At 64.8% G+C, this 6696-nt stretch carries 6 protein-coding genes; all 6 read left to right on the forward strand.

Annotated elements, in window-relative coordinates; all coding sequences use genetic code 11:
* Positions 1–647: FAD-binding protein (locus tag QZ307_RS10365; RefSeq protein ID WP_295999595.1), on the forward strand; the 647-nt coding region annotated here is incomplete at its 5' end.
* Between the two features lie 583 nt (positions 648–1230).
* Entirely contained in the window at positions 1231–2910 is a 1680-nt protein-coding gene (locus tag QZ307_RS10370) for an ABC transporter substrate-binding protein (RefSeq protein WP_295999597.1), read from the forward strand.
* Positions 2911–2980: 70 nt separating this feature from the next.
* Positions 2981–3970 (forward strand): ABC transporter permease, encoded by a 990-nt coding sequence (locus QZ307_RS10375; RefSeq protein WP_295999599.1) that lies wholly within the window; start codon positions 2981–2983, stop codon positions 3968–3970.
* Positions 3967–4839, forward strand: coding sequence for an ABC transporter permease (locus QZ307_RS10380; RefSeq protein ID WP_295999601.1), 873 nt, complete (start codon positions 3967–3969; stop codon positions 4837–4839). Before QZ307_RS10375 ends, QZ307_RS10380 begins: the two co-directional genes overlap by 4 nt.
* Before the next feature lie 9 nt (positions 4840–4848).
* Positions 4849–5934 (forward strand): ATP-binding cassette domain-containing protein, encoded by a 1086-nt coding sequence (locus QZ307_RS10385; protein WP_295999602.1) that lies wholly within the window; start codon positions 4849–4851, stop codon positions 5932–5934.
* Complete coding sequence (locus QZ307_RS10390) at positions 5928–6590, forward strand: ATP-binding cassette domain-containing protein (protein ID WP_295999603.1); 663 nt, start codon at positions 5928–5930, stop codon at positions 6588–6590. The genes QZ307_RS10385 and QZ307_RS10390 overlap by 7 nt, the downstream gene beginning before the upstream one ends.
* Positions 6591–6696 lie beyond the last annotated feature (106 nt).

Genomic DNA, 6696 nt, shown 5'->3' on the forward strand with positions numbered 1-6696 from the left:
ATGGCGAGCGCTTCTGCAAGGAAGACCTGTGGATCGACGACTTCGCCGGCGCCGGTATTGCCGTGCGCAACCAGGAGCGCACCTTCGTGCTGTTCACCGAGGCCGATATGAAGCGCTGGGAGACTGACGGCCCCGACGGCCAGGTGTTCTCCTTCGGCACGCCGGGCACGCCGCTGGCCGAGGCCCGCGAGGTGCTGCAGGCCGCCGAAGGCTGCCATGTGGGCGACGACCTGGCCGCGCTGTGCCAGGAGGTCGGTCTGGACGCCGCGGCCGTTCAGGCCACGGTGGACGCCTACAATGCGGCTTGCGCTGCGGCGGCCAAGCTGGACGGCGAGGACACCTCGGCTGACGAGGAGTTCGGCAAGCGTGCTCAGTACATGCACGCCGTGGACGCCGGTCCCTATTGGCTGTGCGAGGTGGGCGATGGCTACTACACCACCTGCGGCGGCATCAAGGTGAACGAGAAGACTCAGGTGCTGGACGAAGAGGGCCAGGTCATTCCTGGCCTGTACGCGGGCGGCTCCGATGCGGGCGGCCTGTACGGCGACTCCTACGACGTGAAGTTCGCCCCCGGTTCTCAGGCCGCCTGGGCCGTGAACTCCGGTCGTCTGGCCATGAAGGACGCCAAGGAGTATCTGGGCAAGTAAGCCGGGCCCTTCGACAGCGGTTTTAGCGGCCGCTTGTAGCAATAACCTATTCGCTGGACTTTGGCTCGCCCCATTCCCTCCCTTGGGGCGAGTCAGCTCCTCCCCAAAGGCCGATGTGTCTTCAACGCACCGGCCTTTTTCGTTGCATGGCATTGATAGGGGGCCGGTGAAGCTTTCGAAGAACGAGACGAGGGATCTGGTGGCAAAAAATGGGGCTTCTGACTAGCAGGGAAGGGGTTGAGCGGGTTTCATGCGAGTTTTCAGCCATCGATGGCCAATTTGGGCTGGCGGCAGCCTTGATCTCATGCCCCAGGAGCGCTCCTAGAGGCAGAATCGGCCCAGGATGGCTTTCTGGAGAGCAATCAGCTAGTCAGGAGTCCCGTTTTTTGCCACCGAGCTATGAGTTTCGGCGACGGAGGGGGAGCTAGAGGGGGACTATTGTGCTTTTCCTCAAACATGAGGTGCCGCTCATCTTCTTGTAAGGTTACGAATGAAAAATCAGTAACACTTAAGGGCGCTCTCTGCTATGATGTGTTACGTCATCGAATTGCGTAACATCATTGAAAAGGAGAACGAAGGTATCATGGAGCGACGGTCGTTTTTGAAGCTGGCCGGATGCGCGGCGGGGGCCATGACGTTGGGGGGCCTGTTGGCGGGTTGTGCCGGGGGTGCTGGCGAGGGCGCCGCTGAGGGCTCGGGCATCGCGGCAGGCGACGGCTCGTCCGCCACGGGGGTCGGCGTCGGCCCGAACGGGGAGAGCCAGGTGGTTATCACCATGACGCCTAGTTCAGAGCCAGCGGCAGGGTTCAATCCGTTGGTTGCCTGGGGTGCCGGCGAGCATGTACACGAGCCGCTCATCCAGTCCACGCTCATCACCACCGACAATAACCTGGAGTTCGTGAACGACCTGGCCACGGCCTATGAATGTTCCGAAGATGGTATGACCTGGACATTCATCATCCGCGATGACGTGGAGTTCACCGATGGCACGCCCCTGACGGCCGAGGACGTGGCCTTCACCATTAACGGCATTGTGAACGGCGAGGCCTCGGAGGCTGATCTGTCCATGGTGCGCGAGGCGGTGGCCACGGACGCTTATACCTGCGAGCTGCGCATGGAGCGCCCCGACAACGCCCTGCTCTACACCCTGGCCGTGGTGGGCATTGTGCCGGCCCATGCCTACGGACCCGACTACGGCGAGCACCCCATTGGCAGCGGCCGCTATATGCTGGAGCAGTGGGACCGCGGCCAACAGGTCATCTTGCGGGCGAATCCCGACTACTACGGCGAGAAACCACTGATGGATCGTGTGGTTGTGCTGTTCATGGAGGAAGACGCCTCGCTGGCGGCTGCCCAGTCGGGCACGGCGGATGTGGCCTACACCTCGGCGGCCCTGGCCGATGCTGTGCCCACGGGCTATACGCTGCTCAATTGCGCCTCCGTCGACTCCCGCGGCATTTCGCTGCCCTGCAACCCAGCGGGGGGCACCGTAACCGAGGACGGCGTCGAGTACGCGGCCGGCAACGACGTCACCTGCGATCTGGCCGTGCGTCGCGCGCTCAACTATGGCATCGACCGCACACGCCTCATCGAGCACGTGCTGAACGGCTATGGCCATGAGGCCTTCTCGGTGGGGGATGGCATGCCCTGGTCAAGCGACGCTATGCGCGTGCAGACGGACGTCGAAGAGGCGAACCGCTTGCTTGACGAAGCCGGCTGGTCCCGTGATGGCGACGGCATGCGTGCCAAGGACGGTGTGCCCTGCGCCTTCGACCTGTATTACTCTGCCAGCGATTCTACGCGTCAGGCCATTGCCTACGATTTCGCTGACCAGTGCGCGGAGCTGGGCATTGCCGTAAACGCAAAGGGTGCCAGCTGGGACGACATCTATGCGCGCCAGTATGCCGATCCGGTGTTGTGGGGCTGGGGCTCCAACTCTCCTGTGGAGTTGTTCGAGCTTACCTATGGAAACGGCTGGGGCAACTACGCCCAGTACAAGAACGCGGAGGTCGACGCCAATCTGGAGGCGGCCCAGGCGGCGCGCACGGTGGAGGAAAGCTATCCCTTCTACCAGGCAGCCCAGTGGGATGAGGAAACCCAGACGGGCGTCGCGCCCCAGGGAGCTGCCACGTGGGTGTGGCTGGCGAACGTGGATCACTTGTACTTCGAGCGGGAAGGCTTGGCGGTGGCCGAGCAGAAGCCCCATCCCCATGGCCACGGTTGGAGCTTGGTGAATAATATCGATCGCTGGAGTTGGAACTAGGGGCTCTTCGAGCTTGAGGGGCCGGCGGCGCCTCCGCCGGTCTCTGCGAGCGAAAGGTTACTATAGTGGCATGACGCGCTTCATTCTGGAACATATCGGTCGGTTCGTGCTGCTCATGATAGCGGTGGCGGTGCTCACGTTCACGCTGGTGAGTCTCTCGCCCGTTGATCCGGTGCAGGCGAACGTGGGCCAGGCGGCGCTTCTGGGCATGAGCGAGGAAAAGCGGGCCGCCCTCGAGGCCTACTGGGGCGTCGGCACGCCCATGCACGAGCGCTTCTTCTCGTGGGCGGCCGATTTCCTGCGCGGCGACTGGGGCACCTCTCTGCGCTACAACATGCCCGTGGCTGACGTGGTGGCCTCGCGCGCGCTGAACTCCCTGGCGCTCATGGGGGTGGCATGGCTGGTCAGCGGCGTGCTCGGCTTCGCACTTGGCGTGGCAGCGGCGTTGCGCCAGGGCAGCTTGCTCGATCGCTTTGTGAAAGGCTATTGCTTCGTGCTGGCGGCGTCGCCCACCTTCTGGGTGGGCCTTTTGCTGCTCATGGTGTTCTCGGTATGGCTGGGATGGTTTCCGCTGGGCTTCTCGGTGCCGGTGGGCAAGAGCGCCGCGGACGTCACCTTCCTGGACGCACTACATCACATGGCCCTGCCGGCCATTACGCTCTCGCTGGTGGGGGTGGCCAACATTGCCCTGCATACGCGCGAAAAGGCCGTTGACGTAATGGGCAGCCCCTATTTCCGCTTTGCCCGCGCGCGGGGCCTGACAGCCGGCCAAGCCATGGCGCGCCACGGGCTGCGCAACTTGGCGCTGCCAGCGTTGACCCTGCAGTTTTCGCAGATTGCCGAGATATTCGGCGGCTCGGTGCTGGTGGAAGAGGTGTTCTCGTACCCAGGTCTGGGCCAGGCGGCCGTGACGGCCGGCCTCGGCGGCGATGTGGCCCTGCTGGCCGCCATCGCACTGGTGTCTGCGGCCCTGGTGTTTGCTGGCAATTTGACGGCCAACTTGCTCTACGGGCTGGTGGATCCGCGTATGCGCCGTTCGCAAGGAGGTGGGGAGCAATGACGTTCAGCGAAGCCGAAGCAGCTCCTCTGCTCTCTGCTCCGAAGGAGCGGCGCGCAACGAACCGCCGGCTCACCTTGGGCTTGGTGGCGTTCTCGGCAGTAGCCCTAGTGGCCGTGGTGGTGGCGGGCCTTGCCGTGGGCGGTGCGGCCAACCAGACCGACTTCGCGGCGAAGATGCTGGCGCCCTCGCTTGCCCATCCCTTCGGCACCGATTGGATGGGGCGCGACATGTTCCTGCGCACTTTGGCCGGGCTCTCTACCAGCGTGCTGGTGGGCTTGGGCGCGGCGGTGGCCTCGTCGCTCATCGCGTTGGCCCTGGCTGCCGCAGCGGCCCTCGGTCCTCGGTGGGTCGATGCCGCGGTCAGCTGGCTTATCGACCTCATGATGGGCATTCCTCATATCGTGCTGCTCATCCTTATCTCCTATGCCCTGGGGAAGGGCTTTTGGGGCGTCACCATTGGCGTGGCGCTCACGCATTGGCCGAGTCTCACGCGCGTGCTGCGCGCCGAGATTCTGCAGTGCCGCGAGTCGGGCTTCGTGGCGGCGGCGCGGCAGCTGGGCGCCTCGCGGCTTGCCATTGCCTGGCGTCACATGGTGCCCTTCGTGCTGCCGCAGTTTTTGGTGGGGCTCGTGCTGCTGTTCCCGCACGCTATTCTGCATGAGGCGGCCATCACCTTCCTGGGGTTCGGGCTGCCTCCCGAGATGCCCGCCATCGGCGTTATCCTCAGCGAGGCCATGGGCTACCTGTCGGCCGGCGCCTGGTGGCTGGCGGTGTTTCCCGGCGTGGCCCTGGTGCTGACCGTTATGTTGTTCGATGCGGTGGGAAGCGGCCTGCGTCGCCTGCTGGACCCCCAGAGCGTCCAGGAATAGGGAGGGGCCATGGAGAAGAAGAACTTTGTAGCGCCCCACGAGCATGTGGACCATGCGGCTCAGCCGGTGCACCATCACCATTCCCATGCGCAGGATTCTCGCCACGCCCATGGGCACCACCTGCTGACCGTGGAGGACCTCACCGTCAGCTTCCGCATGTATGACGAGGGCGAGCCTTACTTCCGCGCCGCCCAGCGGGACGTGGAGGTGCTGCACGGGCTGTCCATTTCGGTCCATGAGGGCGAAATGGTGGCCGTGGTGGGGGCCTCGGGCTCGGGCAAGACCCTGCTGGCTGACGCGGTGCTGGGGCTCTTCGAGCCGAACGCCACCGTGCGCGGCCGCATCTGGTTCGACGGCGAGCCCATGACGGCCGCTACGTTGGCGGCCGAGCGCGGGCGCGGCATCGCTCTGGTGCCCCAGTCGGTGGCGAGCCTCGATCCTCTTATGCGCGTAGGCCGTCAGGTGGAGGGCGAGCCCCAGGGCCGCGGAGCCGCCCGGCGGGCCGACGCCGCCCGACGCCGTGAGCGCCGCCGGCGCTTGTTCGCCCGCTATGGCCTGGACGAGTCCGTAGCGCGGCTCTATCCCCATGAGCTTTCCGGCGGCATGGCGCGCCGTGTGCTTTTATGCTGCGCGCTCATGGGTGCGCCGAAGCTCATCGTGGCCGACGAGCCCACGCCGGGCCTGGATTTGGATTTGGCTGTGCGCGCCTTGGCCGACCTGCGCTCCTTCGCCGACGAGGGCGGCGGCGTCATGCTCATCACCCACGATATCGAGCTGGCACTCTCGGTGGCCGACCGCGTAGCGGTGTTTCGTGACGGCACCGTGGTGGAGGAGACGGCCGTGGCGAACTTCGCTGCCCCCGAGCTGCTGGCGCATCCTTTTACGCGCGAGCTTTGGCACGCGTTGCCTGAGCATGACTTCTCTGCGGGAAGCTCCTCCGTCGTCGCTGGCGGGTATTCCGATTCGCTCAAACAGTCCTCGCTTGGTGAAACAGCCCACTGGGCTGTTTCAGTCGCTGCGGAACTCGCTCGGTCGGAACACCCGCCAGCGTCGACTGCTCCTCCTGACCCGAAGGACGGTGGCGTTCCATGCTAGAAGCTCGCAACCTCACGGCGGCCTTTGACGGTCGCGTCATCTTCCGCAGCCTCAACCTGGCTGTGGCGCCTGGGGAGCGCGTGCAGCTTGCGGCGCCCTCGGGAGCGGGCAAGACGACGCTTGCTCGCATTCTGGCAGGCTACGCGAAGCCCCAGGCGGGGGAGGTGCTGGTTGATGGTGCGCTGCTGTCCAAGCGTGGCCCGTGCCCCGTGCAGCTCATCGGCCAGCATCCCGAGCGCATGGTGGACCCGCGCCTGCGCCTGGAGCGCACCTTGCGCGAGGCCGGCTGGAGGCCCGACGATACGCGTCTTCTGGAGCAGACGGGTATTCGCCCAGCGTGGCTTTCCCGCTTTCCCCACGAGCTTTCCGGCGGCGAGCTGCAGCGCTTCTGCATCGCCCGCGCGCTGGCGGCGAACCCGCGCTACCTTATCGCCGATGAAATATCCACCATGCTGGACGCCGTTACCCAGGCGCGTATGTGGGCCATGCTGCTCGCCGAGGCGGAAGAGCGCAAACTGGGCCTGCTGTTCGTCTCCCATTCGCCCGCTCTGGCCGCGCGCTTAGCCACCCGGGTGGTGAATTTGACCGACGGATCCGTTGACGGTGCGCCGTCCGTGGATAGTTCGTGGAAGGGAACTTGTCAAAGTACCCGCTAAGCCGTATTATTAGCAATTGCTGTTTTCGCCGCACTGTGCGAACAGTGCTTGCGTATAGAGAATGAAAGTACAAGAAGGAGTTCCATTTCATGGCAGTCAAGATTCG

Source organism: uncultured Adlercreutzia sp., from assembly GCA_910585575.1.
GTDB lineage: Bacteria > Actinomycetota > Coriobacteriia > Coriobacteriales > Eggerthellaceae > Adlercreutzia.